Annotated in this window: 25 protein-coding genes; 22 read left to right on the forward strand and 3 right to left on the reverse strand. The window is 45.2% G+C overall.

Annotated elements, in window-relative coordinates:
* Window positions 1–5: 5 nt before the first annotated feature.
* The 10 genes from NST47_RS18215 (at window position 6) to NST47_RS18260 (ending at window position 10,364) form a co-directional block, all read left to right on the forward strand.
* Complete coding sequence (locus NST47_RS18215) at window positions 6–845, forward strand: Rossmann-like domain-containing protein (protein ID WP_341156365.1); 840 nt, start codon at window positions 6–8, stop codon at window positions 843–845.
* A complete protein-coding gene (locus NST47_RS18220; RefSeq protein ID WP_341156366.1) occupies window positions 835–1,632 on the forward strand; it encodes a class I SAM-dependent methyltransferase in 798 nt (265 codons plus the stop codon). The genes NST47_RS18215 and NST47_RS18220 overlap by 11 nt, the downstream gene beginning before the upstream one ends.
* A gap of 82 nt (window positions 1,633–1,714) precedes the next feature.
* Window positions 1,715–3,268 (forward strand): ABC transporter substrate-binding protein, encoded by a 1,554-nt coding sequence (locus NST47_RS18225; protein ID WP_341156367.1) that lies wholly within the window; start codon window positions 1,715–1,717, stop codon window positions 3,266–3,268.
* A gap of 11 nt (window positions 3,269–3,279) precedes the next feature.
* Window positions 3,280–4,251, forward strand: coding sequence for an ABC transporter permease (locus NST47_RS18230; protein WP_341156368.1), 972 nt, complete (start codon window positions 3,280–3,282; stop codon window positions 4,249–4,251).
* Window positions 4,244–5,071 carry an ABC transporter permease gene (locus NST47_RS18235; RefSeq protein ID WP_341156369.1) on the forward strand — a complete coding sequence of 276 codons (828 nt, stop codon included), beginning with the start codon at window positions 4,244–4,246 and terminating at the stop codon, window positions 5,069–5,071. Before NST47_RS18230 ends, NST47_RS18235 begins: the two co-directional genes overlap by 8 nt.
* Before the next feature lie 54 nt (window positions 5,072–5,125).
* Window positions 5,126–6,739 carry an ABC transporter ATP-binding protein gene (locus tag NST47_RS18240; protein WP_341156370.1) on the forward strand — a complete coding sequence of 538 codons (1,614 nt, stop codon included), beginning with the start codon at window positions 5,126–5,128 and terminating at the stop codon, window positions 6,737–6,739.
* Between the two features lie 17 nt (window positions 6,740–6,756).
* On the forward strand, window positions 6,757–7,890 hold the full coding sequence (locus NST47_RS18245; protein WP_341156371.1) for a cysteine synthase family protein: 1,134 nt from the start codon (window positions 6,757–6,759) through the stop codon (window positions 7,888–7,890).
* 128 nt (window positions 7,891–8,018) lie between these two features.
* Entirely contained in the window at window positions 8,019–9,200 is a 1,182-nt protein-coding gene (gene cntE, locus NST47_RS18250; protein WP_445667469.1) for a staphylopine family metallophore export MFS transporter CntE, read from the forward strand.
* Between the two features lie 33 nt (window positions 9,201–9,233).
* Window positions 9,234–9,755, forward strand: coding sequence for a GNAT family N-acetyltransferase (locus NST47_RS18255; RefSeq protein WP_341156373.1), 522 nt, complete (start codon window positions 9,234–9,236; stop codon window positions 9,753–9,755).
* Between the two features lie 174 nt (window positions 9,756–9,929).
* Window positions 9,930–10,364: a hypothetical protein gene (locus NST47_RS18260; protein WP_341156374.1), complete on the forward strand. Its 435-nt coding sequence runs from the start codon at window positions 9,930–9,932 to the stop codon at window positions 10,362–10,364.
* Window positions 10,365–10,483: 119 nt separating this feature from the next.
* On the opposite strand, the gene NST47_RS18265 is transcribed toward NST47_RS18260, so the two are convergent.
* Window positions 10,484–11,602 carry an AbrB family transcriptional regulator gene (locus tag NST47_RS18265; RefSeq protein ID WP_341156375.1) on the reverse strand — a complete coding sequence of 373 codons (1,119 nt, stop codon included), beginning with the start codon at window positions 11,600–11,602 and terminating at the stop codon, window positions 10,484–10,486.
* A 172-nt stretch (window positions 11,603–11,774) separates the two neighbouring features.
* On the opposite strand from NST47_RS18265, the gene NST47_RS18270 reads away from it, so the two are divergent.
* The 7 genes from NST47_RS18270 (at window position 11,775) to NST47_RS18300 (ending at window position 18,536) form a co-directional block, all read left to right on the forward strand.
* On the forward strand, window positions 11,775–12,659 hold the full coding sequence (locus NST47_RS18270; protein ID WP_341156376.1) for a TetR/AcrR family transcriptional regulator: 885 nt from the start codon (window positions 11,775–11,777) through the stop codon (window positions 12,657–12,659).
* A 66-nt stretch (window positions 12,660–12,725) separates the two neighbouring features.
* Window positions 12,726–13,226: a DinB family protein gene (locus NST47_RS18275; RefSeq protein ID WP_341156377.1), complete on the forward strand. Its 501-nt coding sequence runs from the start codon at window positions 12,726–12,728 to the stop codon at window positions 13,224–13,226.
* A 1,091-nt stretch (window positions 13,227–14,317) separates the two neighbouring features.
* Entirely contained in the window at window positions 14,318–16,048 is a 1,731-nt protein-coding gene (ilvB, locus tag NST47_RS18280) for a biosynthetic-type acetolactate synthase large subunit (protein WP_341156378.1), read from the forward strand.
* Complete coding sequence (ilvN, locus tag NST47_RS18285; RefSeq protein ID WP_341156379.1) at window positions 16,045–16,530, forward strand: acetolactate synthase small subunit; 486 nt, start codon at window positions 16,045–16,047, stop codon at window positions 16,528–16,530. The genes ilvB and ilvN overlap by 4 nt, the downstream gene beginning before the upstream one ends.
* A 375-nt stretch (window positions 16,531–16,905) precedes the next feature.
* A complete protein-coding gene (locus tag NST47_RS18290) occupies window positions 16,906–17,214 on the forward strand; it encodes a DoxX family protein (RefSeq protein WP_341156380.1) in 309 nt (102 codons plus the stop codon).
* Between the two features lie 93 nt (window positions 17,215–17,307).
* Complete coding sequence (locus NST47_RS18295) at window positions 17,308–17,751, forward strand: RrF2 family transcriptional regulator (RefSeq protein WP_341156381.1); 444 nt, start codon at window positions 17,308–17,310, stop codon at window positions 17,749–17,751.
* Window positions 17,752–17,891: 140 nt separating this feature from the next.
* Window positions 17,892–18,536, forward strand: a complete 645-nt coding sequence (locus tag NST47_RS18300; RefSeq protein WP_341156382.1) for a nitroreductase family protein — start codon at window positions 17,892–17,894, stop codon at window positions 18,534–18,536.
* 286 nt (window positions 18,537–18,822) lie between these two features.
* Here the strand turns inward: NST47_RS18300 and NST47_RS18305 are convergent, their stop codons facing one another.
* The gene (locus tag NST47_RS18305) at window positions 18,823–20,007 is read right to left on the reverse strand and encodes an MGDG synthase family glycosyltransferase (RefSeq protein WP_341156383.1); all 1,185 of its coding nucleotides are present in this window, start codon (window positions 20,005–20,007) and stop codon (window positions 18,823–18,825) included.
* A gap of 48 nt (window positions 20,008–20,055) precedes the next feature.
* Complete coding sequence (locus tag NST47_RS18310; protein WP_341156384.1) at window positions 20,056–20,676, reverse strand: DedA family protein; 621 nt, start codon at window positions 20,674–20,676, stop codon at window positions 20,056–20,058.
* A 184-nt stretch (window positions 20,677–20,860) separates the two neighbouring features.
* On the opposite strand from NST47_RS18310, the gene NST47_RS18315 reads away from it, so the two are divergent.
* The 5 genes from NST47_RS18315 to NST47_RS18335 all read left to right on the forward strand — a co-directional run bounded on the left by NST47_RS18315 (window position 20,861) and on the right by NST47_RS18335 (window position 26,422).
* A complete protein-coding gene (locus NST47_RS18315) occupies window positions 20,861–21,367 on the forward strand; it encodes a GNAT family N-acetyltransferase (protein WP_341156385.1) in 507 nt (168 codons plus the stop codon).
* Window positions 21,368–21,510: 143 nt separating this feature from the next.
* On the forward strand, window positions 21,511–22,404 hold the full coding sequence (locus tag NST47_RS18320; protein WP_341156386.1) for a cation diffusion facilitator family transporter: 894 nt from the start codon (window positions 21,511–21,513) through the stop codon (window positions 22,402–22,404).
* A gap of 281 nt (window positions 22,405–22,685) precedes the next feature.
* Window positions 22,686–23,765: an endospore germination permease gene (locus tag NST47_RS18325; protein WP_341156387.1), complete on the forward strand. Its 1,080-nt coding sequence runs from the start codon at window positions 22,686–22,688 to the stop codon at window positions 23,763–23,765.
* Window positions 23,766–25,244 (forward strand): spore germination protein, encoded by a 1,479-nt coding sequence (locus NST47_RS18330; RefSeq protein ID WP_341156388.1) that lies wholly within the window; start codon window positions 23,766–23,768, stop codon window positions 25,242–25,244.
* An 8-nt stretch (window positions 25,245–25,252) separates the two neighbouring features.
* On the forward strand, window positions 25,253–26,422 hold the full coding sequence (locus NST47_RS18335; protein WP_341156389.1) for a Ger(x)C family spore germination protein: 1,170 nt from the start codon (window positions 25,253–25,255) through the stop codon (window positions 26,420–26,422).
* Window positions 26,423–26,446 lie beyond the last annotated feature (24 nt).

Here is a 26,446-nt window from a genome sequence, read left to right on the forward strand (position 1 = left end):
AACGAATGAACATGAATGCTCCGTACACAGTGAACGATTTGAGAGAAGCTATTTTAGCAGGCAAGCTGGGACCGAAGCCGGATATCTTGCCGGTTACAGGTTCATCCAGCATATACCAGACCACTCAGTTTCCTTCGTCGAGGATCAAATACCACAATTATTATTTGCTGCTAAGAGTGGAAGGTTATTTTGGAGCGTGCTCGCACACAGCAGATCAATTGAATATGGAAGCTGCAGCCCAATTCTCAGGGTTATCCCTCGATACTGTCATACGAGATGAGAGACTTCCCGTGCAAATCGCGGCGATGGATGCATATCTTGGTGTCGTGTATCCGCACCTTAACCAGAGTAATCAAGTATTTGATATTCCTGCGGGAACACCTATTCATAAAGCGAAGCTGCGCGATGCTCTTATCGCAAATATGGCTGACATCCAAGCCTTTCACAAAGTGGCTCTTATAGGTGTGGTCAACCCTTTGGTTGAGGCCATCCAACAGCGCGGGGGGATTTGTTTGCCTTGCGATTTGCAGCTTAAAGAAACACAGTCAGGAGAAGTCGTGGAAAAGGATATGGACAAAGTGCTGGATCATGCGGACAGTGTGATTTGCACGGCCATGACTTTAGGCAATGGGACGTTTGACCGTATTCTGGAGCGAGTCAGAGAAAGACAGATTCCTCTGATCCTCTATGCACAAACGGGAAGTGCTGTTGTGGCTCAATTTATGAGCAAAGGGGTGACTGCGCTCATTGCCGAGCCCTTTCCCTTCACGCAGTTTAGCGCAGGTGCTTCACAACTCTATGGCTATACAAGCAGACAGGAGAAGAAAGACGTCAATGAATATTAAACTAAATACGGATAACTTTCTGCATACGAATCCTTCGCTCTATTTGGCATTTAACGGAGAGCATGACCAAAGCATGGCGCAATTCATACATAAGCTATTAATCGAATATAAGGCCGGGAAGAAGGTACTGGATATCGGATCTGGACCTGGGCGAGAGGTTGCCTATCTGAATCGTGCCGGATACGAGGTTGTTGGTCTGGATAATTCAGCGGAAATGCTTTCGTGGGCTAAAGAACATTATCCAGAAATGTCGTTTGTATACGGAGATCAGTCCGACTTTTCGCTTCAGCAGCAGTTTGACGTCCTTTATTGTGTGGGAAGTACGTTTTTGTACAACTTCAGCAATGAAGATGTGCTTGCGAGCTTGCACTGTTTTCGAAAACATCTGCATACAGGGGGACTCCTTTATCTTGACATGCGAAATGCCGCCTTCTTCCTGACGCAGGAGGGACAGCGGTGGCTAACCGAAGAGCTGGTTGAGCAGAGAAAGGTTCATGACACTGTTATCTCGCTTCAAACGCGCTTTTGTATTGATCTGGCCAATCAAATGCTGGATCGTAACTATTGCTGGACCGTTACGGGATATACACCTATTGTTGAGCATTTAAGACATCGACTCTTATTCCCGCAGGAGCTTGTACACTATCTGACTTCGAGTAACTTCCGTGTGCTGCAGCTTTTTGATCAACCGGCACCTCATGTAAACAAATATGAGGGGGATCACCCTTTAATCTATAGTCAGGAGATGCTGGGAACACGTATGCAGATCATTGCGCAAGCGATCTAGAAGGAAAGCGGTATAACCACGAAAAAGAGAAAGCAAAAACAATTAAATCATTTATCTGCATGACTGTGGAGTGGAGGCTATTATGAAAAAGTTATTATCCATCATTGTATTAAGTGCACTCATTACGGCAATGGGGTGCAATGACAATAAAGCTGCAACGGCAACCAGCACGAACGGGGCAAATCAACCGACGAAACAAGAATTGGTTGTAGCCGGTCAAGAAATTGCGGCAAGCCTGGATCCGGTCAAACCGCTTACCTCAAGCTATTTAAGAAACATCGGAGCAGGGGAAGCACTTTTTAAAGTCACTGCCAATGGGGGAGTGGAGCCTTCGCTTGCAGAAAGCGCAGCAGAGATTGATCCGACTACATGGGAGATCAAATTAAGACCTAAAGCTCGCTTTTGGAGTGGTAAAGCGATTGACGCATCGGCCGTGATTGCTTCACTAGAGCGATCAAAATCGCTTGATCTGCAAGCGAAGCCTTTTCTTGATGAGCTTACCTTCACGAAGACGGACGATTACACAATACGTGTCAAGACCAAGCGCAGCCATCTGCAGGTGCCGCTAAACCTTTCCTACTACCAGACAATTATTCACAATGCAGATGCCAAACATGATGCTGTGGATACGATGGATCTTTCCGGTATGTATAAAGTGGTTGAATTTATCCCCAAACAGAAAATGGTGCTGGAAACTAGCGGTAACTACTGGGGCAAGAGCCCTATCATTCCAAAAATCGTATACGAAGAAATCAGCGATGAGCAGACAAGGGTGCTTTCCGCATTGAGTGGACACAGCCAGGTGGTGTTAAATATTCCGACAACGAGTATGAGCCAATTCAAAGGCAACAAAGAGGTGAAGCTATCGGCGACTCCGGCGGCCAATACGCAAACGATTTATTTGAATCTGAGCAGACCTCAGCTGAAGGATGTGAGAGTCAGGCAGGCCTTGTCGTGGGCCCTGGATCGGAACGAATTGGTTGTGCTTGCAGCGGAAGGGCAAAGTATTCCGATTACGACATGGTTAAGCTCCAACCCTGCATTTGAAAAAGCACGAAATACTGTGTACACCAAGTTTGATCCGGATAAAGCTGCGCAGCTATTGGAGGAGGCGGGATGGAAAAAAGGACCCGATGGCATCAGAACCAAGGATGGCAATCTTTTAACCCTGCGCTTGATGACCTGGGGTGGCGATAAAGCATTAGGAGAAGCTTTGCAAAACCAATGGAACCGAATCGGTGTCAAGGCAGAGGTACAGCATGGTGATTACAGCTTGATCCAAACGGCACGTAAATCCGGAGATTGGGATGCATCGATTGAAGCATGGAATACGTTCGGGGATGAGCTTACTTTGTTGACCGGTCAATATGCGCCTGGAGGAAGCGCCAATTTCGGCGGCTATAATGATGAAGAAACCAATACATGGCTCGCACAATTGGGAGAAGCGTCTGACACGGCAGCACGCCATGAGCTGGCTCTTAAGATCAATGAGAGGGTCGCTCAGCAAGCACCTGTCATTAGTTTATTTCCGCGTCCGCAAATTACTGCGGTTAGCCAAACGCTTCATGGCTTTGAGGATCACTTCAGACAATTCGAGAACGTAGTGAATGCCAACCTGTCATTAAGCTCGAAATAGGCGGTATGTCTATGTATACCTTATTTTTACGCAAGATGCTGGAAGCTTTCATTACATTATTTTGTGCAACGCTTATTATTTTTGCTTTGATTCGCTTGGCTCCAGGCGATCCTGTTGAAATATTTCTGGGCCATCCTACTGAGGCTGCCATGAATCACACACAGGCTTATGATGAGAAGGTCGCTCAACTGCGAGCACAATTGGGATTGGATCAGAGCATGCTCGTACAGTATACAGCATGGGTTGGGCGCTTGGTGCAGTGGGACTTGGGCACCTCGATTCATACAGGCAGACAGGTCAGCGCTGAAATCGCAGATCGACTTCCTGCAACTGCCATACTTTCTGTATCCGCTCTATTTATTCAGGTTGTGCTGGGGCTGTTTTTGGGAACGATCTCCGCTCTTAAGGCGGGCAAGCCTTACGATAACGTCATTAGACTTGCCTGCGTAGCGCTGGCATCGACACCGGCGTTTGTCATTGGGTTGTGCTTATTATCGCTGTTTGCCGTGACGATGGGTGTATACGAAATTAGCAGTGAAGCCAGCTTGACGAGGCTATGGCTTCCCGCACTTACATTGGGTCTGATTGGTGCTCCGCAATTAATTCGAATTATGAGAGCCAATATGCTGTCTGAGTTCGGCCAGATCTATGTGCTATCAGCCCTTTCAAGAGGATTGGATCAAAGACGGGTTGTCAAGCATGCATTAAGAAATGCTCTGCTTCCCGTCATCACGATGGTGGCCCTTTCTTTTACGGCGTTGATTAGTGGTGCCGTCGTCATCGAAAGCATATTTTCGTGGCCCGGACTTGGAAAATATGCCTTGGACAGTATTTTGCTTAAAGATTATCCGGTCATTCAAGGTTATGCTTTTGTTATGGTTTTGTTAGTAGTGCTCATTCATTTATTCGTTGATGTCGTATATGCGCTTGTAGATCCTCGAATCCATTATAAAGGAAAAGAGGGAGTTGAAGAATATGCCTAGCTCGACGAAACCGATCAGCCTGATTATAGGTGTCGTTATTTTATGTATATTGGCTGTACTCATTATGGGCGCGCCATTATTTACCCCTTATGATCCCTTGAAGCAGAATGCAGCTGAACGTCTGGACAAACCAAGCATCAAGCACCCTATGGGTACGGACAGGTTTGGCCGGGATGTCTTCTCGCGAACTCTTTACGGAGGAAAAACCACCTTGATCTCGTCGGTCTTTGCTCTATGTACAGCTCTTTTGATCGGACTTTTGCTGGGCTTAGTGGCTGGCATGTTTCATGGCTCTATTCTGGATATCATTTTGATGCGGTTGATTGATGTGCTGTTAGCCTTTCCCTTTATGGTGCTTGCTATGGTTATTGCCGCTTTATTCGGTACAAGCCTTGTTCATCTTCTGCTTGTTGTTGTATCGGTATGGTGGGTCTCCTTTGCGCGTTTAACCCGCAGTGTTGTTTTGCATGCAAAGAATGAAACCTCCTTTGCTGCAGCACAAGTGCTCGGAGCCCCCAGCAGCATCATTATTTTGCGGGAATTACTGCCAAAAGCGATCAGTCCGGTACTCATATTGGCTACTTTTGAATTAGGCAGCTTGATTTTATCGATTGCAGCTCTTTCATTCCTTGGACTCGGCTCACAACCGCCAACTCCTGAATGGGGCAGCATGTTGGCTGATGGGCGCGTTCATTTTTTGCAAGCTCCGCATATACTGATAGGGCCCGTTTTCTTTATTGTGCTTACGGTGCTGGCTTTTAACTTAATTGGTGAGGGGCTGCGAGATCGGCTGGACCCGTATGAAAAACTGGAGCTATAGTCAGTCTTGCTTACGAGGTTAGTTTTGCTGCGCAATACGGTGGGGAGGAACAACATGTCGGAACAACAGGGCGAGAAGATATTGCAGGTCACCAACCTGCATGTGATCTATAAGCATAACCAGCAATCCATTAACATATTGGATAATCTTACCTTTGATTTGAGAAAAGGCGAGATCCTTGCTCTGTTAGGAGAAAGCGGTTCAGGGAAATCAACGATCGCCAAGGCCATCACGGGGCTGCTTCCCCCTTCTGCGCATATAGGTGGCGGTACTTTGCAGATGGGCTCCTCTAAGACAGTGGCTCTATCTGGTAAGTCCGTACTATGGGAGCAGATTAGAGGTAGAGGAATCGCAATGCTCTTCCAGGATGCTCGGCAGGCACTCAATCCCGTTCTGAAAATAAAAGAGAATTTTAAAGAAAGTCTGCTCTTTCATCGGCTTGCTGCTCCGGATGAAGTTGCCTCCATAAGTACACGGTTGCTGAGCATGCTGGGCTTTAAGGATGCGTCAAGCATTCTGGAATGTTATCCATTTCAACTCAGTGGCGGCATGTGTCAACGTATTTGTCTTGCTCTGGCATTGTGTCTCAAGCCTGCAGTTCTTGTTGCAGATGAACCGACCTCTGCGTTAGATACGGTAAGCCAAAAAGAGGTGCTTGATTTATTAAAAAGGCTGCAGGAGGAGCTTGGCTTAACCGTTCTGCTGATTACCCATGATATTGCCGTGGCGAATGCCATAAGTAATCGAGTCATTGTGTTGAATAAAGGCGTAATTGAAGAAGAGGGAGATACCGGATCTGTATTATCGAAGCCCCATGCTGCCTATACTCGACAATTACTGGTATCCCGATCACAAATCGTACGGTCTTCGCGTGAACGTGAGCTGCTGAAACAGCATAACGAACCCTTGCTCGAAATCATTCAGCTGGAAAAGACTTTTAATCGGACAAAGCGTGTTCTGCATGATGTTAATTTAACGTTGAATCAGAAGGAAATATTAGGTATTCTCGGACAAAGCGGTTGTGGCAAATCAACTTTAGCCAAATGTATGATCGGCTTGGAATCTCCGAGCGGAGGACGTGTGTTGTATCGTGGTACCGATATTAGTCGGCTGCAAGGCCAACAAAAGCGGGAAATTTGCAAGCAAATCCAATTCATTTTTCAGGATGCCAGAGCTAGTCTTAATCCACGGCGTAATGCACTGCAGTTGGTACAGGAACCGCTTCAATACCTGCATATCGGATCGCATAAAGAACGGGAAGCGATGGCAGCCTTCTATTTGAATGAAGTGGGTATTGTCGGGGATACACAGATCAGGCGTCCGCCTCAGCTAAGCACGGGTCAATGTCAGCGTATTGCTATTGCCAGAGCGTTGGTTGTAAAACCAGAAATCCTGATTTGCGATGAAGCAGTATCCGCTTTAGATATGAGGGTGCAAGCTCATATATTGGCACTGCTGCAGCGTTTGCATAAGCAATTTGGATTTTCGATTCTTATGATATCACATGACATTCGAGTTCTTCGCTCCTTTTGTGACCATATTGCTGTTATGAACAATGGAAGCTTCAGTGAAGCCAAACGAGCAAGTGAGCTGCTCCATGAAAGTAAGCAGCCGCATACGCAGTTACTGCTTAAATGTGCGGGTGACATGGAAGAAGGTCTTTATTAAGGAAGGAATGATAAGCTATGATCACCAGTATTCTTGAGACCATTGGTAATACGCCGCTCATCACGATTCCCAACACCAATAAAGCGAACGAAGGTCAAGTGCTGTTTAAATATGAACGATTCAATCCTGGAGGAAGCATCAAGGACCGACCTGCGATTTATATGATTAATGAAGCTGAGCGCAGAGGATTGCTAAAGCCTGGAGGCACGATCATCGAGTCTTCAAGCGGCAACTTTGGTATTTCCCTTGCTATGATCGGTGCGGCCAAAGGTTATCGTGTTATCGTTCTGGTAGATCCCAAAACGACAAGCACTAATTTGGCGTTATTAAAATGTTTTGGCGCAGAGGTCATTGTTGTGACGGAAAAAGATGATTGTGGCAGCTATCATAAAACAAGAATCGCCTTAGCCAACAAACTGGCGCAGGAAATAGCAAATTCGTATCGGCCTGATCAGTGCTTTAATCTTCTTAATAGTGAAGCACACTTTAATAGCACAGCCCGTGAGATCCTGGAAATGTGCTCAGACACCCTTGCGGTCTTTATTACAGCGGTGAGTACCGGTGGGCAATTAGGTGGTATTTCAAAGTATCTAAAGACGTTTGCGCCTGATGTTCAGGTCATTGGCGTGGATGCTGTAGGCTCTGCCATTTTTGGAGGACATACGGATTCGTATCTAATACCAGGGGTAGGTCTGGGTTGGACTCCGGTTAACCTGAACATGGCGAATATTGATCGTGCTTATAAAATTACGGATGAGCAGGCATTTCTCACGGCTCGAGTGTTTGCCCGTCATGAAGGCATCCTAATGGGGCCCTCTAGTGGAGCTTGCGCACTGGTTGCCCTCAAGCTAGCACAAGAACTGACACCGGATAAACGTGTAGTCTGCATGATTTCCGATGGTGGGGAGCGTTACATACAAACCCTGTTCAATGATGAATGGATGGAACAACAAGGCTTTGCGACTGCAGCTGATATTGAAACGATCCGCACGATGGCTGGGCAGCTGCAGCCTTGGAGCACATGCCCTGCTGATAGTGCCAACTATAGATCAGACTTAATTGACGGCTTGGACGTTCCGGATTCCACGCTACATATAAATTCAGAGATATTAAATCGGGTCGATTACCATCAGGGGATTCGTTTCTTATAGACTAATCAATCATCGTATGAGAGGAGCGGCTTCGTTTACCGTACAAACTGAAGACGAAGCCCCGACCTCGGTTAACCAACAACGACTACACATAGGAGACAAGAGGCCGGAGGATATTTCTAATGATCATAAACAAGGCCGTTTCAGCGCCTTTCGTACGCTTGTATACACTTGCTCTATTATTCTTTAGTGCCAATTCAATCCTAAATGTTATCGTGCCTATACGAAGTGAAGTATTGGGTGCAAGCAATAGTCACATCGGATTCATTATGGGCGCCTATATGTTCACCAGCATGTTATTTCGTCCTTGGGCTGGCCATCTGGTCCAGAAACATGGAGCTGTCCTTGTGCTTCGTTTCCTGTTGATCGTCAACGGTTTGGCCCTAGTTCTGTATACATGTACCGGTTTGGAGGGGTATTTGGCCGCTCGTGTGATGCAGGGGGTGTGCACCGCATTTTTTTCAATGGCACTTCAGATTGGCATTATTGACGCGCTGCCAGAGGAGCAGCGCTCTCAAGGCTTGTCGCTATATTCGCTGTTTACGTATATCCCGACAATCATCGGCCCATTGATGGCGATCGGGATTTGGGATCATGGTGGTATGAGCGGTTTTACGATAACAATGGTTGTTATTGCGCTGGTTACGGGAATATTTGGCTACAGTGTTCCCATACATTCCGTTCGACCGCAGGAAAACACCCCTAAAGAAATAACGGGAATGCGAGCCCTCCTGAGTCATATCGTGAGCAATCGCCCGCTGCTGATTTGCAGTTTACTGATGATGATTGCATCCGTCGTGTTTGGAACTGTGACCGCATTCATCCCGTTGTATGCACGGCAAATCTCATATGGACATGCCGGACTCTATCTGATGATACAGTCTCTAATTGTTGTTGTCGCCCGCTTCGCGTTCAGTAAACGTATTCCTTCTGACGGCAAATGGCATGCGTGGTTTGTCGGAGGCATCTGTTTGATTGGAGCTATTGGCTCATCATTGTTGTCCTTATCACTGGCATGGGGGCCGATTGCTTTGTATGCCGCAGCGGTTCTCATTGGCATTGCCCAGGCGATCCTGTACCCGACACTAACCTCGTATTTGACATTTGTGCTGCCGGGAACCTCTCGAAATGTATGCATTGGACTGTTTATTGCAGCAGCTGATCTCGGTGTTTCCATGGGCGGAATGGCTATGGGACCGATAGCGGATCGATTCTCATACAGCACGATGTATGCAGTAAGCGCAGGATTGGCAGCTATCGCCGTATATATAACGTGGATGAACCGAACGATGGAAAGTCCGATGCAATAAGCTGAATCCAGATGAGATAGGAGGAACATGCTAATGAAGCAAGGAAAAGAGGTTCTAATCGTATCAGCGGATGCAGACAGAAGCACGGAAATTAAAGATTTTGTATTAGCGATGATGAGCGATTTGTACCCGCGAGGTTCATACTATGAGAATCCGCATGACTTGGCTTTTTTTGAAAGAGTGTACATACAGCCTGCGGATGCAGGTTTTTTCGTAGCTGAGGATACGAATCGCGGCGGTATTATCGGTACTGCTGCCGTCCGAATGTACGATAGGCGGTTTCCTGAGGTTGAACCCTTTTTAGGGAGTGGACCGGTCTGCGAAATCGTCAAGTTTTATATCCACCCGGATAGTCGAAGAAGGGGAAGCGGAGGTCGTCTGTACGAGAAAGCTGAACAATTTGCCAGAAAAGTCGGTTACAGCGAGAGCTATTTGCATACTTCTTTGCATTTGCCCGGAGGTTATCCGTTCTGGCAGTCCCGAGGCTACAGCGAATGTTATAGGGAATCAGAGAACATTGTGCATATGAGCAAGAGATGGAACGAAGCAGATTAGCCTTGAACAGTCATCAGTTTTTTTTATTAATTGCTTGTCTGGAGTACCATCGTACATGTCATAATGTCCTTTGGTCTAGTAATAACGATGAAAAAGATGAAACCATTGATCCTATTTTTCGTATTATAACTATTAGTTATAAAACACTTAAAATAATGATGGAGGGTTAATGGTATGTGGAAGAAGTTATCTATGGTTATATTGGGGTTAATGATTGCCATATCGTTCAGTCACGTAGACGTAGCAGATGCTGCCAAGTCATACAAGGCTCCTAAGAAAAGCATTAATCTGGACAAAACTCCGAATCCAAACAGCGGCGCCAACAAAGCCGATCCAAGCACAGCTACCAAAACACCAAACACAACTGCAAATCCGGGTACAACCGCAAAACCGGGATTTTTTAATGGTGGTTTGATGAAGGGGCTGCTCATCGGTGGTTTGGCTGGTATGCTGTTCGGCGGCTTATTGGGCGACTTGGGGGGAATCGGGAATATCTTGGGGCTGCTGGTCAACATATTAGCTGTCGTGGCTTTGGTTGTGGGTATCATCAAAGTAGTGCAGCATTTCCGTAACAAAAGTAAACTTGATGAAGAAGCTAACCGCAACTAATCCATATGGATTGACGCGGCTCAAAAAGGGCAGACGAATGATTGCATTCGAGCTGCTCTTTTTTGTGTCATATGAAGGACTTTTGATTCCCTTGGATGTGTGCTCTTATTGCTGGATTCTCAACTTGCTTTATCTGGTAATCGGCCCTCTGGACGCAGCCTTGCTTTGAAAAGTGCCTTCAATACCGGCGGCACTACGAGGAAAATAAATAGAGTTCGGAATAACTGGTAACAGGTTACGAATGAGAGATCTGCGTTAACCTCTTTTGCTATAATGCCCATCTGATCCATCCCGCCGGGAGATAAGCTTAAAAAGCTGGTAGACAGCGGTACTGCATGCATGAATGCCAGCAGGAGACTCAAACCAATGGAGCAAGTCAACAATGCAGCTCCGCTTAATAAAGCAAGCACCATAATTTTAACTTTATTGTTCAATTTCTCAGGCTTCAGCATAAGTCCCAAATAACCGCCAATTAACAATTGGGAAATACTTACAAGTGATGGGGGCAGAGTGGGTCCTGGCAATCCAGAGAGATGGAGAACAATTGTTGCAACCATCGGTCCGAGCAAAAATGCTGTGGGAAATTTAATTTTTTTCCAAAGTAACGCAAACCCTGTACATACAACGGCATATACCACAATGTGCGGGAATAATCCACTCCAGCTCGCGGCGGCAGTTGAGCCAGCAACAGGAAGAGAATGGTGCAGTGAGCCGAATAACGGGCTAAAAATCAGCAAAGGGACAAAAAATACAATCATGATGACTCGCGAAATTTGCAAAAAGGTAATCACCGTTAAATCAGTCCCTTTGAGCTCCTCAGCTAAAGCGATAATTTGACTCAAACCTCCAGGGATGCTTCCCATCAAGACAGTAGGGAAATCCAGACCGGAAAATTTGGCTACCAACCAGGCAATGAGGCAGGAGCAGATCAGCAGTAGTGCCGTAAGCAGCACCATAGAGGGCAGTTGTTTACCGATTTGTGCAAATGTCTCCAGTGTAAATGAGAGTCCCAGCATGTAGCCTACAATAATCATGCCCGCATCGCGCAAGGACCCTGACCAGTAAGGCTTTACTGTTTTGGATAGTCGGGAACCGGCAAAAACCGCAACCATGGGACCCAGCAGCCATGGAATGGGACAATGAATCCATTGAAATATATACCCGCCAATAACAGCAAGCACCCCGGAATAAAGCAGCTGTACCCATTTACTATCGGCCGCTGAAAGAGAACCTTTCATAGCATCATCACTTCTTTTCGTTCGATTGTGGTGTCCAAAGCGACATGCCTTGGCAGCCTCTTTCAACATACAGAAACCAATGAGTTCATTATATGACTGTTAAGTTTTCAGTGTCAACTCCTTTATTGACCGTGTCAGGAAAGCATGTCAGAATAAACAGTGAGGTGAGGGTATGATTGATCTTGAAGAAATGAAGAAGCGGCAAATTTTACATACAGCCAAGGCTGTTTTTATAGAAAAAGGTTATTTCTCCGCTTCAATGAAAGATATCGCGGATGCGTGCGGCATGGCCAAGGGCAGTATTTACAAAATATTTGATTCCAAGGAAGATTTGTTTACCGCTGTATTTGAGGATTGCCATCTCATCATGTTCGAGCAAGCCAGAGAGCTGGATCGCCAACAAGGTGATGTAACGGCAATGGAGAGATTGCGGCGCAGAATTGAATTTCAGCTCCAGTATACACTTGAAAATTACTTTTTTCTGAGTGAGTTCAAAGAGCTTCCTATCACCAGTAATGAGAAGTTTGTTACAGTCTGGAAGAAGAAACGTGCTACCATGCTTACCTGGCACCGGGATTGCTTTTATGAAGCATATGGAAATCGTATTGAGACATATATATGGGATATTGTGGCTATATTTAGAGGTCAGCTGAGGGAGTATATCACTTACGCTCATCAAAAGGTGATAGCTCTCCCGATGGCTGAACTGGCGCTTTTCTTAGTTGAACGGATGGATGCCATTGTTAATGACATGCTTCTTAAACAGGGCAAACCTGTGCTTAATGAGTCGAGTATTTACTTTAATCATATTAACCCCATTGACTCCCACACTAAGGGCCAAACGATCCATGATTTTCTGCTAGCTGTGGCATCCCGTATACAGGAGCTTCCAAAGCCGGAGCATGTTCGCCACGAGCTGCAGGAAGTGGTCGATTTGCTGCAGCAGGAATTTAAACAGGACGTACCTAATAAGACACTGGTTCATGTGTATACCACTTTTCTTGAAACTGTGGTTGAATTGCGGCCGTATGTGAGACAACTATACTTAATGACATAAAATAACGTATGGCTTGAATTCCTGGTCAAGCATGCAGCAGTGATTAGAGCTAAAGGAGTGGTTCATTTGAGTGATCAGAAATGGATTGAAACCTACAAATGTTCTTTACAAAGCTATTCGCTGGAGCAACTAAGGCATATTTCCGAGCAAGGGGTTTGGTCTCTCGGCCAAATGTACAATCACTTGATCCTCGCTTCGCTCGATTACCTAGACCAAGTGGAAATGTGTGCGGCAGCTGGTGAAGAGCAAAAGCTCGGGAAGACAGAGGCTGGAGAACATTTGTACCAGCTCGGCGGATTCCCGCCAATAAAAATCAAGCTGCCGGACGGGCCTGCAAACTCACCCAGCAATACGGAAAGTATAGAAGACCTTATGCGTGGACTCGATCAAGTGTGGCAGAAAATAAAAGAATGGGAAGGGAAGCTTAATACGATCAACCCAAACTACAAAGTTAAACATGCTGGCTTTGGATGGCTGAACGCGCAGGAGTGGTTTGCTCTTGTCGATATGCATTTGCGTCATCACTTGCGTCAAAAGTGTGAACTGGAGGAAGGTTATAAGCAGTGAATGTGCAGCTGCCTTTAGGCAAGGATACGCTGGGTATGACAGGCTGAAGCAGAATTCCATTTGAAAAATGGAAAACGTTGTGCTATCATAAAAACCATCATAAATTGCGATGAAGAGAAAAATTACGAAGGCTCTTATGTCCAGAGAGCAGAGGGAACGCTGAAACCTTTGCCATAATCCTTGTATGATGTCGTCTCGGAGCTTTTGCTCGAAAGTTGAATTCAGCATGGATTCAATGAGTAGTCTCAAACGGAGTGGCACACGTTATCGTGCAGCAGGTAAGAGAAATCTTACCTCATGAGGCTGGAATCGCAAGATTCTTGGCAAATCAGGGTGGTACCACGAAATGTTCCCCTTTCGTCCCTATAGGATCGGCAGTTGTTTTCTGTCGCCTTAGGATGAGAGGGGTTATTTGTATGTACACCATATCAAAGCGATGAAGAGAAAAAATACGAAGGCTCTTATGTCCAGAGAGCAGAGGGAATGCTGAAACCTTTGCCATAAACCCTTGTATGATGTCGTCTCGGAGCTTTTGCTCGAAAGTTGAAGCCAATATGGATTCAATGAGTAGTCTCAAACGGAATGGCACACGTTATCGTGCAGCAGGTAAGAGAAATCTTACCTCATGAGGCTGGAATCGCAAGATTCTTGGCAAATCAGGGTGGTACCACGAAAAGTTCCCCTTTCGTCCCTATAGGATCGGCAGTTGTTTTCTGTCGCCTTAGGATGAGAGGGGTTATTTGTATATACATCATATCAAAGCGATGAAGAGAAAAAATACGAAGGCTCTTATGTCCAGAGAGCAGAGGGAACGCTGAAACCTTTGCCATAAACCCTTGTATGATGTCATCTCGGAGCTTTTGCTCGAAAGTTGAAGCCAATATGGATTCAATGAGTAGTCTCAAACGGAATGGCACACGTTATCGTGCAGCAGGTAAGGGAGACCTTACCTCATGAGGCCTGGAATCGCAAGATACTTGGCAAATCAGGGTGGTACCACGAAAAGTTCCCCTTTCGTCCCTATAGGATCGGCAGTTGTAATCTGTCGTCTTAGGATGAGAGGGGTTATTTATATTTGAGGAGGCTATCAAATGGAAAAAGTATCCAAGTCTACTGATCACTCGCATCAACAAGAACAGGATTTAATAACGGGATCGGAGGTTCTTTTACGCAGCTTGCTATTGGAAGAGGTTGAATGTGTATTTGGCTACCCAGGCGGGAATGTCCTTTACATCTATGATGCGATGGTCGGTAACCCAGACTTTAAACACATTTTGACTCGACATGAGCAAGGAGCTATCCACGCGGCGGACGGTTATGCCCGGTCGACAGGGAAAGTAGGAGTGTGCATCGCCACCTCGGGTCCAGGAGCGACGAATTTGGTGACTGGAATTGCGACGGCCTATTTTGATTCTGTACCTCTCGTGATCATTACAGGCAATGTCCCAACCGCAGTCATGGGGACGGATGCCTTTCAGGAAGCGGATATCATGAGCATTACGATGTCGATAACCAAACACAGCTATTTGGTTCGCGACGTACATGACCTACCCCGCATTATCCATGAAGCCTTTCATATTGCAAACACGGGAAGGAAAGGTCCGGTATTGATCGACATCCCTAAAGACGTATCCAATCAAAAAATGATTTTTGATCCATCTAATACCATTAGTATACGTGGCTACAGTGAGGTGCCGAGTCCTGATCACAACGAAATAGATCAACTCATTCAGGCTATTGCAGAATCCCAAAGACCGATCATTATAGCGGGAGGTGGGGTCGTTTATTCCAATGCTTCCCAAGAACTGCTGGAGTTTGTGAATATAACGAAAATTCCTGTGACAACCACATTGCTTGGGTTGGGCGGTTTCCCAAGTGCTCACGAAATGTGTCTGGGCATGCCTGGCCATCATGGTACGTATGCGGCGAACACGGCTATCCAAAACGCCGATTTGGTCATTTCCATTGGCTCGCGATTTGATGACCGGCTTACGATGAAGCTGGATGGTTTTGCTCCACACGCCCAACGGATTGCCCACATCGATATCGATCCGGCAGAGATTGGTAAGAACATTCATACACATCTTGCCTGTGTCGGCGATATAAAAGCTGTACTGGAATATGCAAATACGAAAGCAATGCCCGCTGAGTCCAGTAGTTGGATCAAGAAAGTCCAGCAAAACAAAATCATGTATCCATTGCGATATAAAGATTCCGATACGGAGCTTAAACCGCAATTTGTTCTTGAAATGATTCATGAGACGACACAAGGGAAGGCGATTATTACGACGGATGTAGGTCAGCACCAAATGTGGGTAGCCCAATTTTATAAATTTCAACATCCCCGCTCGCTTATTACTTCTGGGGGGCTTGGAACTATGGGATTCGGGTTCCCGTCTGCTATAGGTGCTCAGATCGGAAATCCAGATCGGCTTGTGGTTTCTATAAACGGTGACGGTGGCATGCAGATGTGTGCACAAGAGATGGCTATCTGCGCCATTCAACATATTCCAGTCAAAATCGTCGTAATTAACAATCAAGTGCTGGGTATGGTCAAGCAGCAGCAGCAAATCATATACGATGAGCGCTTTAGTCATATTGATCTTGCAGGCAGTCCCAATTTCGTAAAGCTGGCCGAAGCTTATGGAATTAAGGGGCTGAGCGCGAGTAATAAAGAAGATGCTTTACGTATTTGGCAGGAGGCTCTGGAGACGCCTGGACCTGTACTCGTCGAGTTTGTAGTGCCAAAGGAAGAGAATGTGTATCCCATGGTACTCCCTGGAACGACTTTAGATCAAATGATAATGGGGGAATTCGAATGATTAATCAACATACCATTTCTGTCCTGGTTAATGATCAACCTGGGGTCTTGCAGCGTGTGTCCAGTTTGTTCAGCCGCCGCGGTTTTAATATCGATAATATCACGGTTGGGGGCAGCGAAGAGGCTGGAATATCACGGATGATTATTGTGACTTCGGGTGATGAACGAACGATTGTTCAGGTTGAAAACCAGCTTAACAAGCTGATCGATGTTATTCAGGTGCTCCATGTAAGTTCCAATCCGATGGTAGCGAGGGAACTCGCCTTTATCAAAGTGAAGACGGAGCCAGTCATACGTCCAGAAATCCTTGGCGTTGTTGACACCTTTCGTGCTTCTGTGATTGATATTGGACCGAATAATCTGATCATTCAGGTGGTTGGGGAACTTGGTAAAATCGATGCGATGGTCGAGCTTTTACAACCATACGGTATTCTGGAGTTATCTCGAACGGGTACGACAGCAATGATACGCGGAGATAGATAAAATTTTAAAATTATTTACGTTAAAGACCCCTTTTGGGGTCTTTATGAACGTGGCAGCCGTTTACCTCGATTTTCTTTATTTACCTTCTAATGGTTCCGCTGACTGGTCTTCCCCATATAACTCGTCCAAATGAGCGATATGCGTTATTCCCCAGTCATTCATGGCCTGCAATAAAGGCTTCCTTCCCAATAAGGATATCTAACGCCGTTTCAAATTTACAATAAGTAGTCATTGAAATCCCTCCGATCCTTTATCTTCCTAAGGTTTATTTTTATATACTATGTTGATTTCAAGTGTCTACCTCCAAATAGTTATCCTACAGAATGTTATATACCTAGGTGTTGAAGATATACAAACAGGGGGAGCTAACGAATCATGAATATCGCAATATGGATTGTGCAAGGGATTGTAGCATTAGGATTTATTTTTTCCGGTTGGATGAAGACATTTCAGTATGAAAAAGCAAAAGCGTCCTGGTCTTGGGTGAAAGAAGTTTCGAGAGGGGTGGTTTCCTTTATTGGGATAGCAGAATTGCTTGGAGTACTTGGGTTAATTTTGCCTCAAGCGACGAATATCGCACCTGCTTTGACGCCGCTTGCCGCAATTGTTCTGTTCGGAGCTGTATTTCATATTAAGCGTAAAGAATATCAAGAAATTGGCGTAATATCGTTTTCTTGGCGTTAGCTGCAGAGCCCGTTTGAACAGTTTACCTTGAATGAGGCGAGGGGGTTTGCTATAATGCACTCACAATCGCTTTATGAAAGGAGCAGTATACCATTGAAAAAGATAAAGCATACCTGCTCTTCTAATAACAAAGCGTTCGGGCTGGCATTGCAGGCTTTGGTTGTCTTATCCAGGAACACGAGTCGTTGTCCGAGCAGTGATATCGCCGATTACTTGTGCTCTGAGGCAACACTAATTCGTCGTATTATGGCTAAGCTGGCGCAAGAAAATATATTGGAGGTCCGAGAAGGACGTGATGGAGGGTACCGACTCAAGCTGCCGCCCGAATCCATTACCTTTGCCGATATTTATTTAGCGCTTCAGGTAGAAGATTCTTTATGCGAGGGGATGCTGGATTCTACAGGAGACCATCCATGGGGACTTCAAATGAATGATGTTTTTTCCGATATGGTGACAGAAATGAAACAGAGTATGCTGGATGTAATGAAACAGTACACGATTGCGGAATTGGCCAACGGACTTATTAAAAAGGATTGACACGAATAATAATGTAACTTATACTGTGTTTAATATTGCACAGTTAAATGGCTTACCTATTTTTTTGTCTGAAACTGTGCGTATTTTAGCTCAGAATAGATTGCATGAATTATTATAAAGAGAATCGGAGGCAGAGTGGAATGGAAACCAATGTTCAGCAAGTACAGGATTTTTATCAAGTCCTCAAAGCGAGGCGTTCTGTGCGTCATTATGACCCCACATTTAAGATTTCAGAGCAGGAACTGACAGATATCTTAACAGAAGCGACCCTTGCACCGTCTGGCGCTAACCTTCAGCCTTGGAAGTTTATTGTATTCAATGATCAGGCTGTAAAAGAAAAACTGCTTCCGATTGCAAACAATCAGGTCCAGGTGGTGGAGTCCTCGGCTGTAATTGCCGTTTTGGGTGATTTGGAGGGTTATAAGCAAGCGGAGAAAATCTATGCTTCTGCCGTCGAAGCAGGTTACATGAGTAATGAAATTAAAGGAAACCTGGTTACCAATATTACGGGGTTTCTATCAAAAATGGAATCGGATCGTCTCAAAAATGGCGTGCTCATTGACTGCGGATTGGTCTCGATGCAGCTTATGCTGGTTGCCAAGGCACGCGGCTATGATACCGTTCCGATGGCAGGATTTGATGCAGGTAAATTTATAGAAGCTTTTAACATTTCTGATCGTTATGTCCCTGTTATGCTGATTGCCATCGGAAAGGCAGCGCAGGCAGGCCATCCTACCGTACGTTTGCCGATTGAAGATGTAACGTTCTGGAATGGTATTGCCTAACAACTCGTAAGAGAAACTACGGCTTGAAATCGGACCTGTCACGAGCGATGGGTCCTTTTTTCGTTAATCCAGTACAAATCTTGCAGGGAAAGAAGGGGCGGACCGATATATGGCGATAAATATATTCATAGCTCTGGCTGATCCAACGCGGCGAAGGATTTTGGAGATGTTGGCAGACCATGATGGGTTTCCCGGCATCAGAAATTCTTCGTGAAGCCAATTCTGGTGTAGTTAACATCCATTCAGCGGGCGATGCCAGTTTCGATGGTATTCTCTTTATTACTTATCATATATTAATGGCATACGTTCGCTGAACCTTTTCTCTTGTCATCCTGTAAGGACTCTTCGTCTCCAGTATCGCAGTGAGCGTATGAAGAGCGCCTTCTTTCAAATGGCTTAGGCGTGCATTTTTTTTCAAATTCAACAGAAGTGACTGATCAAGAATAACTTGAAGCAGCTGCCTTTTCAACTCTGCAGCGTTCTTGGCTTCCATTGCAGCTCCAAGACCGACAAGGTATGCCGCATTATCCTGCTCTTGACCGCGAATTGGTTTATATAACATCATTGGCAGTTCTAGCGCTAACGCCTCTGATACGGTAAGGCCTCCCGGCTTAGTTACGATCAAATCAGACAAGGCCATAAGCTCATGCACATGATCCACAAAACCAGTGATGATTACACTGTGCGGAATTAGAGCTCCTTTCAGTTCGTCTTCAAGCCACTGCTTTAGCTTCTCATTGCGTCCGCATACAAAAATAAATTGCACTGGAGCCGTAAGCTCATTGTCTTGCAGAACGGACATCAGCTGCTTACCGATCAGACCATGCCCACCTCCCATCACAAGTATGGTTGGCATCATACGATCCAGATGGTGTTTATCGCGCAGCATGAGGCGGTCATACGTTAGCGTAAACGGCAGCCCGATCGGAATGCCGGTCACCACAATCCGATGCTCGGGAATGCGGTACCGCAGCAGCTTTTGCTTCACATGCTCGGCACCGACCAAATAGAGGTCTGTACCTGGATGAATCCAGTAGCTGTGGTCGGTATAATCCGTCAAGACTGTAACTGTTGGGACTGCTGTCAAACCGTTCGATTTCAGGTACGACATGGCCGCTGCAGCTCCAGGGAATGTGCTGACGACCTTTGTTGGTTTTATCTCGTCAAGAAGCTCTACCATTCTGTCCGTACTGAACGATTTCATCCGTTTGAACCAATTTGAAAATGTATTTACATCACGAGTTTTGCTGTATAGATAGCCATATACCGATGGCAGATTTTTCATCCACTGGATGTAGCAATACTTGCCAACCGAATGCAGATATGGATGGGTCCACTCCAAAAAATCAACTACCTTCACCTCGGCCTCAGGATTATAAAACCTTGCTGCTTCAAGTATCGCCTGTGCTGCTTTATTATGACCATCCCCCAGCGAGCCTGTAAGAATGAGTATTCTCTCTCTTTTAGCCATCATCTCAAGCTCCTTCCTTTGATCCTTGCTTTGAGCTCCAGCCCAAGCTTATTTAACAGATTTGGTTCGTATCCAATTCATAATGGCCATTTTATTATGTTTGACGAGAAAGACTGTCACCAATCCAATTGCCAATACACTAACGGCTGCTGCGGAATATTGAGAAATGATGTGCAGCCATTGTTCTATTTGTTGACCAAAAATTTTCCCGATCATGACATACGTCAACACCCAGACAAATCCACCCATGTAGTTATAGAGGAAAAAAGTGCGCAACCGAACCCTAAGAATTCCAGATACATAGCCTGTGAAGTGTCGCAATCCGGGAATAAAGTAGCTAACCAGTATGATCTTGTCACCATATTTGTCGAACCATTTGGTTACCTTGGTTAACCGTTCCTGATTCAGAAAGAAATACTTTCCGTACGTTTCAAAGAAGGGGGTACCCAGCTTATAACCTAAATAATATGTAAAAGTTGTACCGACTATGGCCCCCAAATAAGAGCAGAGGACGATTAACGGGATACTAAAGCTCCCGAGGTTATTCATGTGACCCGAAATAGCCATTGCTAGTTCTCCAGGAAAAGGTAAGGCCAAGGATTCAGTAAATAATCCAAAAAATAAAACAAAATACCCGTACTGTCCAAAAAGATTACCCAACCATTCCATTTCTTATGCTCCTCACTGGCCACCAAGCGACTTTAATTACATTACCTAGCTTAACTTAAATATACAATACCCATAACTGGCTAAGGTTTAGTTTTGTACTAGACTTTGGTCTTGGAAAGAGTAAAATAAACAGAAATGGTCTAAGCTTTTTAATTGAACTGTTGTAAGAAGGGTGGTAAATTTCATGGAAATCGTTTTTACAAGAGCAGAGACTGAGAAAGAAATCGCGGTTTTAGCTCGATTGGCAGCTGAAATTTGGAAAGAATATTTTGTGCTCGTCATATCCAATGAACAAATCGACTATATGCTGGACAAATTTCAATCCGTTCAAGCAATCACTGAGCAAAACACAAAACAGGGATATGAATACTATTTTATGAATGTGAATGGCGGCAGCATCGGGTATCTGGGTATAAAGCAAGAAGAAGGCAAGCTATTTCTAAGCAAGTTTTACATACAAAAAGCGCATCGCGGCAAAGGTTATGCAAGTCAGGCAATGGAGCTATTGGTGAATCTATGCAAAAATCGGAAATTAGGCACAATATGGCTTACGGTAAATCGCTATAATGATGCCTCAATTGCTATTTATGAGAAAAAAGGGTTTAGAACAGTACGCACTCAGGTAGCGGATATAGGAAATGGTTTTGTAATGGACGATAATATCATGGAAAAAGTAATTGTGTTGGAGTGAAATCTGTTACAATCGTCTGTCGGCAGCACTTCTTGATGTATCAGAATATGTCAAAGAGGGGAACGATAACCGTTGGGAACACTTGGCAGGCCATATTGGGGATTGTCCACTATGCTTAATAGGTGGGAAGGGGTTACGAAGAAATGTCAACGCAAAAGTCATCTGCAATACTAGCGCTATGGATCAGTCTCATTAGTAATTTGATGCTAACTGCACTAAAGATTGTGGTCGGATATGTATTCCACAGTCAGGTGCTCATAGCAGACGGAATCCACAATGCCGGTGACGTTGTAGCTACCATTGCAACCCTTACGTCGTCAATGGTTTCGAAGAAACCAGCTGATGATGATCATCCCTATGGTCACGGTAAAGCAGAGGTCATTTCTTCTGCGTTTGTTGCCATTATTCTGGCTTTTGCCGCTATTTTTATGGTTTATAAATCAATCGAAGCGATGCTCATGCCTGTAGCAGAAGCAAGTATGATTACATTAATTGCAGCGTTCATTTCTTTACTATGGAAGCAAGGACTCTATACCTACTGCATGCGGCTTGGAAGAGAGATGAATAGCAAAAGTTTGATTGCTACAGCAAACGACCACCTTGCGGATGTGTATGCTTCTCTTGCCGCTGTGGCAGGTATTGGCGTAGCGTTGATTGGCGGCTATTATAACATGTCATTTGGCCATTATGGAGATCCGGCTGCGGGAATCCTTGTATCCTATTTTGTGATGAGATTAGCTTATAAAATGGGCAAGGAATCCATTGGCATTCTAATGGAAGCCAACGTACCCGCGGAGCAATTGGGCCAATTGGAAAACATTGTTCGATCGATTCCTCAGGTAAAGAGGGTGGACCGTATTCGAGCAAGAGATCATGGCCACTACATGATTGTTGATATTAGGGTTAGTGTACCCAATGAACTAACGATTCAAGAGGGTCATGATGTCAGCCGTCTGATCAAGAATGCAATCAAATATGAAGTTCAAGCTGTTGGGGAAGTATTGGTTCATTTAAATCCGTGGTATGAAAAGAAATAATACAATGAAACCATGAAGCCGTATTGTCGTACTGTAAAAATAAGTTGTAAAATATTTAATATTAATCCCTATAGTATAGAAAATAAGAACACAGTTATTAAATTATTTACAGAAAGGGCAGACGAATGATTGCATTCGGGCTGCCTTTTTCTTATCTCGCAAGAAAAGCTACATGTAAAACACGCATTTGTCGAATTATCATACGAATATTTCGTGTATAACAATTCCATTTTTGGGTATTATACCATTGCGTACAGTGATCCTGTTTTCGGGGGTAAGCGATGGAGGCAACCTTTTCAAGACGACAGATCCTATTCATGCTGCTGCTGTCGCTTGGTATCTCGAATCATGTATTTATTATTCCTCATCTTATTCAGGCGGCAGGACGGGACTCCTGGTTCAGTATCCTGCTTGGGTATGTGGTTTTGTTAGGTTGGAGTTTGATTTTGTACCTGGTTTTAAAATCCATGCGTGCTACAACATTTAAAGATTGGCTTAAAGAGAGGATCGGAAAATTCGGATGTTGGCTCGTATGCGGCGCATTGGTCTTATACCTCCTGATCTTAGGGATGTTGATCATCTTCGATACGACAAGAAACATAAACATTTACTTGCTTCCCAGAACGCCGAACGCCGTAGTCGTTCTCAGTTTTGTGCTTATTTCTTACAGCGCGGCAAGATCAGGACTCAAAACGATTGTCTACATGTCGACCGTGTTATTGCCGATCGTGTGGTTGCTGGGAATCGGCATTTCCATGCTTACCCTGAAAAGCAAAGATTATGGCATCATGCTTCCCTTCTTTGTGGAAGGAATAGGGCCGAACCTGCACGGAGGGGTAATTGTGGTCGGAGGAAGTGTAGAGTTGCTTGTACTGCTGCTGCTGCAGCATAAAATGAGCAAACCTATAAGTTATGGAGCGATGTTTGTGCTGCTAACCTTGCTGGTAGGTCTCATTGCCGGGCCTACCTTAGGGTCCTTGTCCGCTTTCGGTCCTTCAGAAGCCGGTAATTTACGTTTTCCCGCCTTCGAACAATGGCGGTTGGTCATGATTGGCGACTACATCTCCCACGTCGATTTTTTGGCTGTATTTCAATTGATGGCCGGCAGTGTTACAAGATCAGCCCTTCTTTTGCATTTGCTGTCCGAACTGATTATAGGCCGATACCCGAAGTTCCGCCAAATCGTACTCGGCTGCTTTACGGCTCTTGTTTCCATACCTTCTCTAATGCAAATCAGCGACATCACGATGCAGGAAATGGTCCACCGCTACTTCTATAAGTTTTCGTTCATTTTCGGAATCACGATGTTGGCGGCTCTTTATGTATTTTCCTTTATACCGAAAAGGAAAGGAGGATATTGAATGAATCAAACGCCCGAGGAAGTTACGCTCTTTGCGGAGTTGAACGATAATCTACGCAATGGAACCTTACAGAAGGATGCATTGATACAAGTCTTCTCTCAATATTCCGACATTTTTTTTCCTCCGGTGCCGCAGCAGGAGTTGTCGGACAAACTGACGGTTCTCTACTGCGAAGGTATGATTGATAAAAATCAGCTAAACGAGTATTTCGCCAGCGTGTGCCTACATGCAAGCCATGCAGCTTTCCATCTGGACGCAGCGTCGGACCAAACGGAAACATTACCTCTGTTCGTCATAAAAAACACGATCCAGGAAATGGTTGCAGGGCTGTTCAGCGGCCAACTGATCCTGTATTACGTTGGCAATACTGACTTTTGGGTGGTCGATATTTCCGATGTTCCCAAACGCGCATTGCAAGAATCCAGTACGGAAATTTCGATTAAAGGGCCGAAGGATGCTTTCACGGAAGAAATGTTTACGAATATGGCTTTGATTCGGAAGCGTCTGCAAACGGGAATGTTATTCAGCGAATTGTTCTTCATCGGGAGTTTGAGCAAAACTCGCGTATCGCTGCTCTATCTGAGCCACAAAGCAAATCCGGATATGATTGCCGAGGCGCGTCAACGATTGGAAACTATTCAAACGGAAAGCGTGCTGAGCAGCGGGCAGCTCGAACAATGGCTGTCGAATCGGACTTACTCGCTGTTTCCTTTGATTGATTATATCGGTCGACCCGATTTTGTTATAGAAACTTTGCTGCGTGGAAGATTCGCCATTCTTGTAGACGGATCTCCTATGGTGCTCATCGGCCCGAGCAATTTTCTGGAGCTGCTGAAAACGCCTGAAGACGTTCATTTTCCTTATTATTACGTTATGTTCCAGCGGGCTCTTCGACTCATCGGCTTGATGCTAAGCATTTATTTGCCGGGATTCTGGATTGCGATTGCGACCGTGAATCTGGATCAGATTCCATTGGCTTTGTTATCGACGGTCGTCCTTTCCCGCGATGGAGTGCCGTTTCCTATGATCCTTGAATCCCTGCTGCTGCTTTTTTTGTTCGAATTGCTACGGGAAGCCGGCGTCCGACTTCCTAAGGCAGTCGGACAGACGGTCGGAATTGTCGGTGGCCTGATCATCGGAGAATCCCTGATCCGGGCAGGCCTTGCTTCTCCAACGTTGCTCGTCGTTATCGCCATATCGGCGGTGGCTACATTTTCATTGGTCAATCAATCCTTGTCCGGTACAGTCAGCATCCTCAGAGTATTTATCACTTTGGTATCCGCTTTCCTCGGCGTATACGGATTCATGATGACTATGTTTGTCATCCTGATTTACCTGTGCAGGCTCGAAAGCTTCGGGTTGGCCTTTCTTGAGCCCATAGCCTCCTTGCGTTTTAAAGAATGGTTGGCTGCATTTTTGGTCGATCCGTTCAAAAAATCCCGTTTTTCGGCTCCAATGTTAAAAAAACAAAAAAAGTGAGAAGACTGATGCGCAAATCGATATGTACACTTGTCTTGATCGTTGAATTGTTAATCGGTTCGGGGTGCGACACCGATATGAAAAATATTGAAAAATTGAATTACGCGAATGCCATAGGCGTCGATTACAAGGATGGAAAGTATCACGCATACATACAATTCATCGATTTCCAGAACGTTGCGAAAACTTCCGACGATAAAAAAGGGCCAGCGAGAATATGGATAGGCGAAGGGGTCGGATATACCTTCGAAGAGGCGCTGTTTCAACCGTATGAAACGGCTCAGGAAAGAATCATTTGGGGGCATGTGACCGTTCTTTTGATTAGCGAAAGCGCATTAAAAGAAGGAATTAAAGAAATTTATGATAGTTTTAGCCGGTATCATGAATTTCGTCTCACTCCATGGGTGTATGCCACGAGAGAATCGGTAAAGGATATTTTTTCGGTGACCGGATTTTACCAACGGTCTCCGATCAGCACCATTCTTCACGAACCGAAAGGGACACACTCCCAGACTTCCTACGTGACTTCGATAAGGCTTCAGCAATTGATCAGACAGATCAATGAGCCGGGATTTACTTCGTGCATCCCGACGTTGGCCGTTAACAAAACTCAGTGGTCCGTAAAAAATAAGCCTGATCCCAAACTGATGATTGATGGAGCGATATTTCTCAAAAGCGATGCGTATCGAAGCTATATCCCCTTGAAGGAATTATCCGGACTTCGCTGGGTTCAGCCCGGAATAATACGCGTAGGCATCCCCGTACCGGATCATAAAGATCCATCGGTTCAAATCGCCGTCGACAATCCGAAAGCGAGCCTGAAATATATGAATAGTGGAGAGCGGCCGCAATATGACGTCAATATGAAAGCGACAGGATACGTAGTCAGCCGGACCAAAGATGACCTGCCGAATGTCGGACAATTAACCGACGAGACGGAGAAAGCGATCGAAGTTGAAATCCGTAGGTTGTTCCGAACAGGAATCGATAAAAAGACGGATGTCTTGAATCTTGAGTATAACTTATTCCGGTATCATTATGGCGAATGGAAGGCTATGTCCCCGGCGGAAGATAGATTGCTAACCGATGATGCCATTCATGCTATCCATATTGACCTCAATATTACACATACCAGCTCGGAGAAAAATAAAACGGTTCAAGGAAGCAGTCGTCATTAAAAGAAAAATGCTCGAAGCGCAGCC

Source organism: Paenibacillus sp. FSL H8-0034, assembly GCF_038000305.1.
Lineage (GTDB): Bacteria > Bacillota > Bacilli > Paenibacillales > NBRC-103111 > Paenibacillus_S.

Excerpts from the sequence above, each read along its gene's own strand:
- NST47_RS18215 (WP_341156365.1), top strand. The coding sequence starts at position 6 with ATGAACATGAATGCTCCGTACACAGTGAACGATTTGAGAGAAGCTATT.
- NST47_RS18220 (WP_341156366.1), top strand. The coding sequence starts at position 835 with ATGAATATTAAACTAAATACGGATAACTTTCTGCATACGAATCCTTCG.
- NST47_RS18225 (WP_341156367.1), top strand. The coding sequence starts at position 1,715 with ATGAAAAAGTTATTATCCATCATTGTATTAAGTGCACTCATTACGGCA.
- NST47_RS18230 (WP_341156368.1), top strand. The coding sequence starts at position 3,280 with ATGTATACCTTATTTTTACGCAAGATGCTGGAAGCTTTCATTACATTA.
- NST47_RS18235 (WP_341156369.1), top strand. The coding sequence starts at position 4,244 with ATGCCTAGCTCGACGAAACCGATCAGCCTGATTATAGGTGTCGTTATT.
- NST47_RS18240 (WP_341156370.1), top strand. The coding sequence starts at position 5,126 with ATGTCGGAACAACAGGGCGAGAAGATATTGCAGGTCACCAACCTGCAT.
- NST47_RS18245 (WP_341156371.1), top strand. The coding sequence starts at position 6,757 with ATGATCACCAGTATTCTTGAGACCATTGGTAATACGCCGCTCATCACG.
- NST47_RS18255 (WP_341156373.1), top strand. The coding sequence starts at position 9,234 with ATGAAGCAAGGAAAAGAGGTTCTAATCGTATCAGCGGATGCAGACAGA.
- NST47_RS18260 (WP_341156374.1), top strand. The coding sequence starts at position 9,930 with ATGTGGAAGAAGTTATCTATGGTTATATTGGGGTTAATGATTGCCATA.
- NST47_RS18265 (WP_341156375.1), bottom strand. The coding sequence starts at position 11,602 with ATGAAAGGTTCTCTTTCAGCGGCCGATAGTAAATGGGTACAGCTGCTT.
- NST47_RS18270 (WP_341156376.1), top strand. The coding sequence starts at position 11,775 with ATGATTGATCTTGAAGAAATGAAGAAGCGGCAAATTTTACATACAGCC.
- ilvB (WP_341156378.1), top strand. The coding sequence starts at position 14,318 with ATGGAAAAAGTATCCAAGTCTACTGATCACTCGCATCAACAAGAACAG.
- ilvN (WP_341156379.1), top strand. The coding sequence starts at position 16,045 with ATGATTAATCAACATACCATTTCTGTCCTGGTTAATGATCAACCTGGG.
- NST47_RS18290 (WP_341156380.1), top strand. The coding sequence starts at position 16,906 with ATGAATATCGCAATATGGATTGTGCAAGGGATTGTAGCATTAGGATTT.
- NST47_RS18300 (WP_341156382.1), top strand. The coding sequence starts at position 17,892 with ATGGAAACCAATGTTCAGCAAGTACAGGATTTTTATCAAGTCCTCAAA.
- NST47_RS18305 (WP_341156383.1), bottom strand. The coding sequence starts at position 20,007 with ATGGCTAAAAGAGAGAGAATACTCATTCTTACAGGCTCGCTGGGGGAT.
- NST47_RS18310 (WP_341156384.1), bottom strand. The coding sequence starts at position 20,676 with ATGGAATGGTTGGGTAATCTTTTTGGACAGTACGGGTATTTTGTTTTA.
- NST47_RS18315 (WP_341156385.1), top strand. The coding sequence starts at position 20,861 with ATGGAAATCGTTTTTACAAGAGCAGAGACTGAGAAAGAAATCGCGGTT.
- NST47_RS18320 (WP_341156386.1), top strand. The coding sequence starts at position 21,511 with ATGTCAACGCAAAAGTCATCTGCAATACTAGCGCTATGGATCAGTCTC.
- NST47_RS18325 (WP_341156387.1), top strand. The coding sequence starts at position 22,686 with ATGGAGGCAACCTTTTCAAGACGACAGATCCTATTCATGCTGCTGCTG.
- NST47_RS18330 (WP_341156388.1), top strand. The coding sequence starts at position 23,766 with ATGAATCAAACGCCCGAGGAAGTTACGCTCTTTGCGGAGTTGAACGAT.
- NST47_RS18335 (WP_341156389.1), top strand. The coding sequence starts at position 25,253 with ATGCGCAAATCGATATGTACACTTGTCTTGATCGTTGAATTGTTAATC.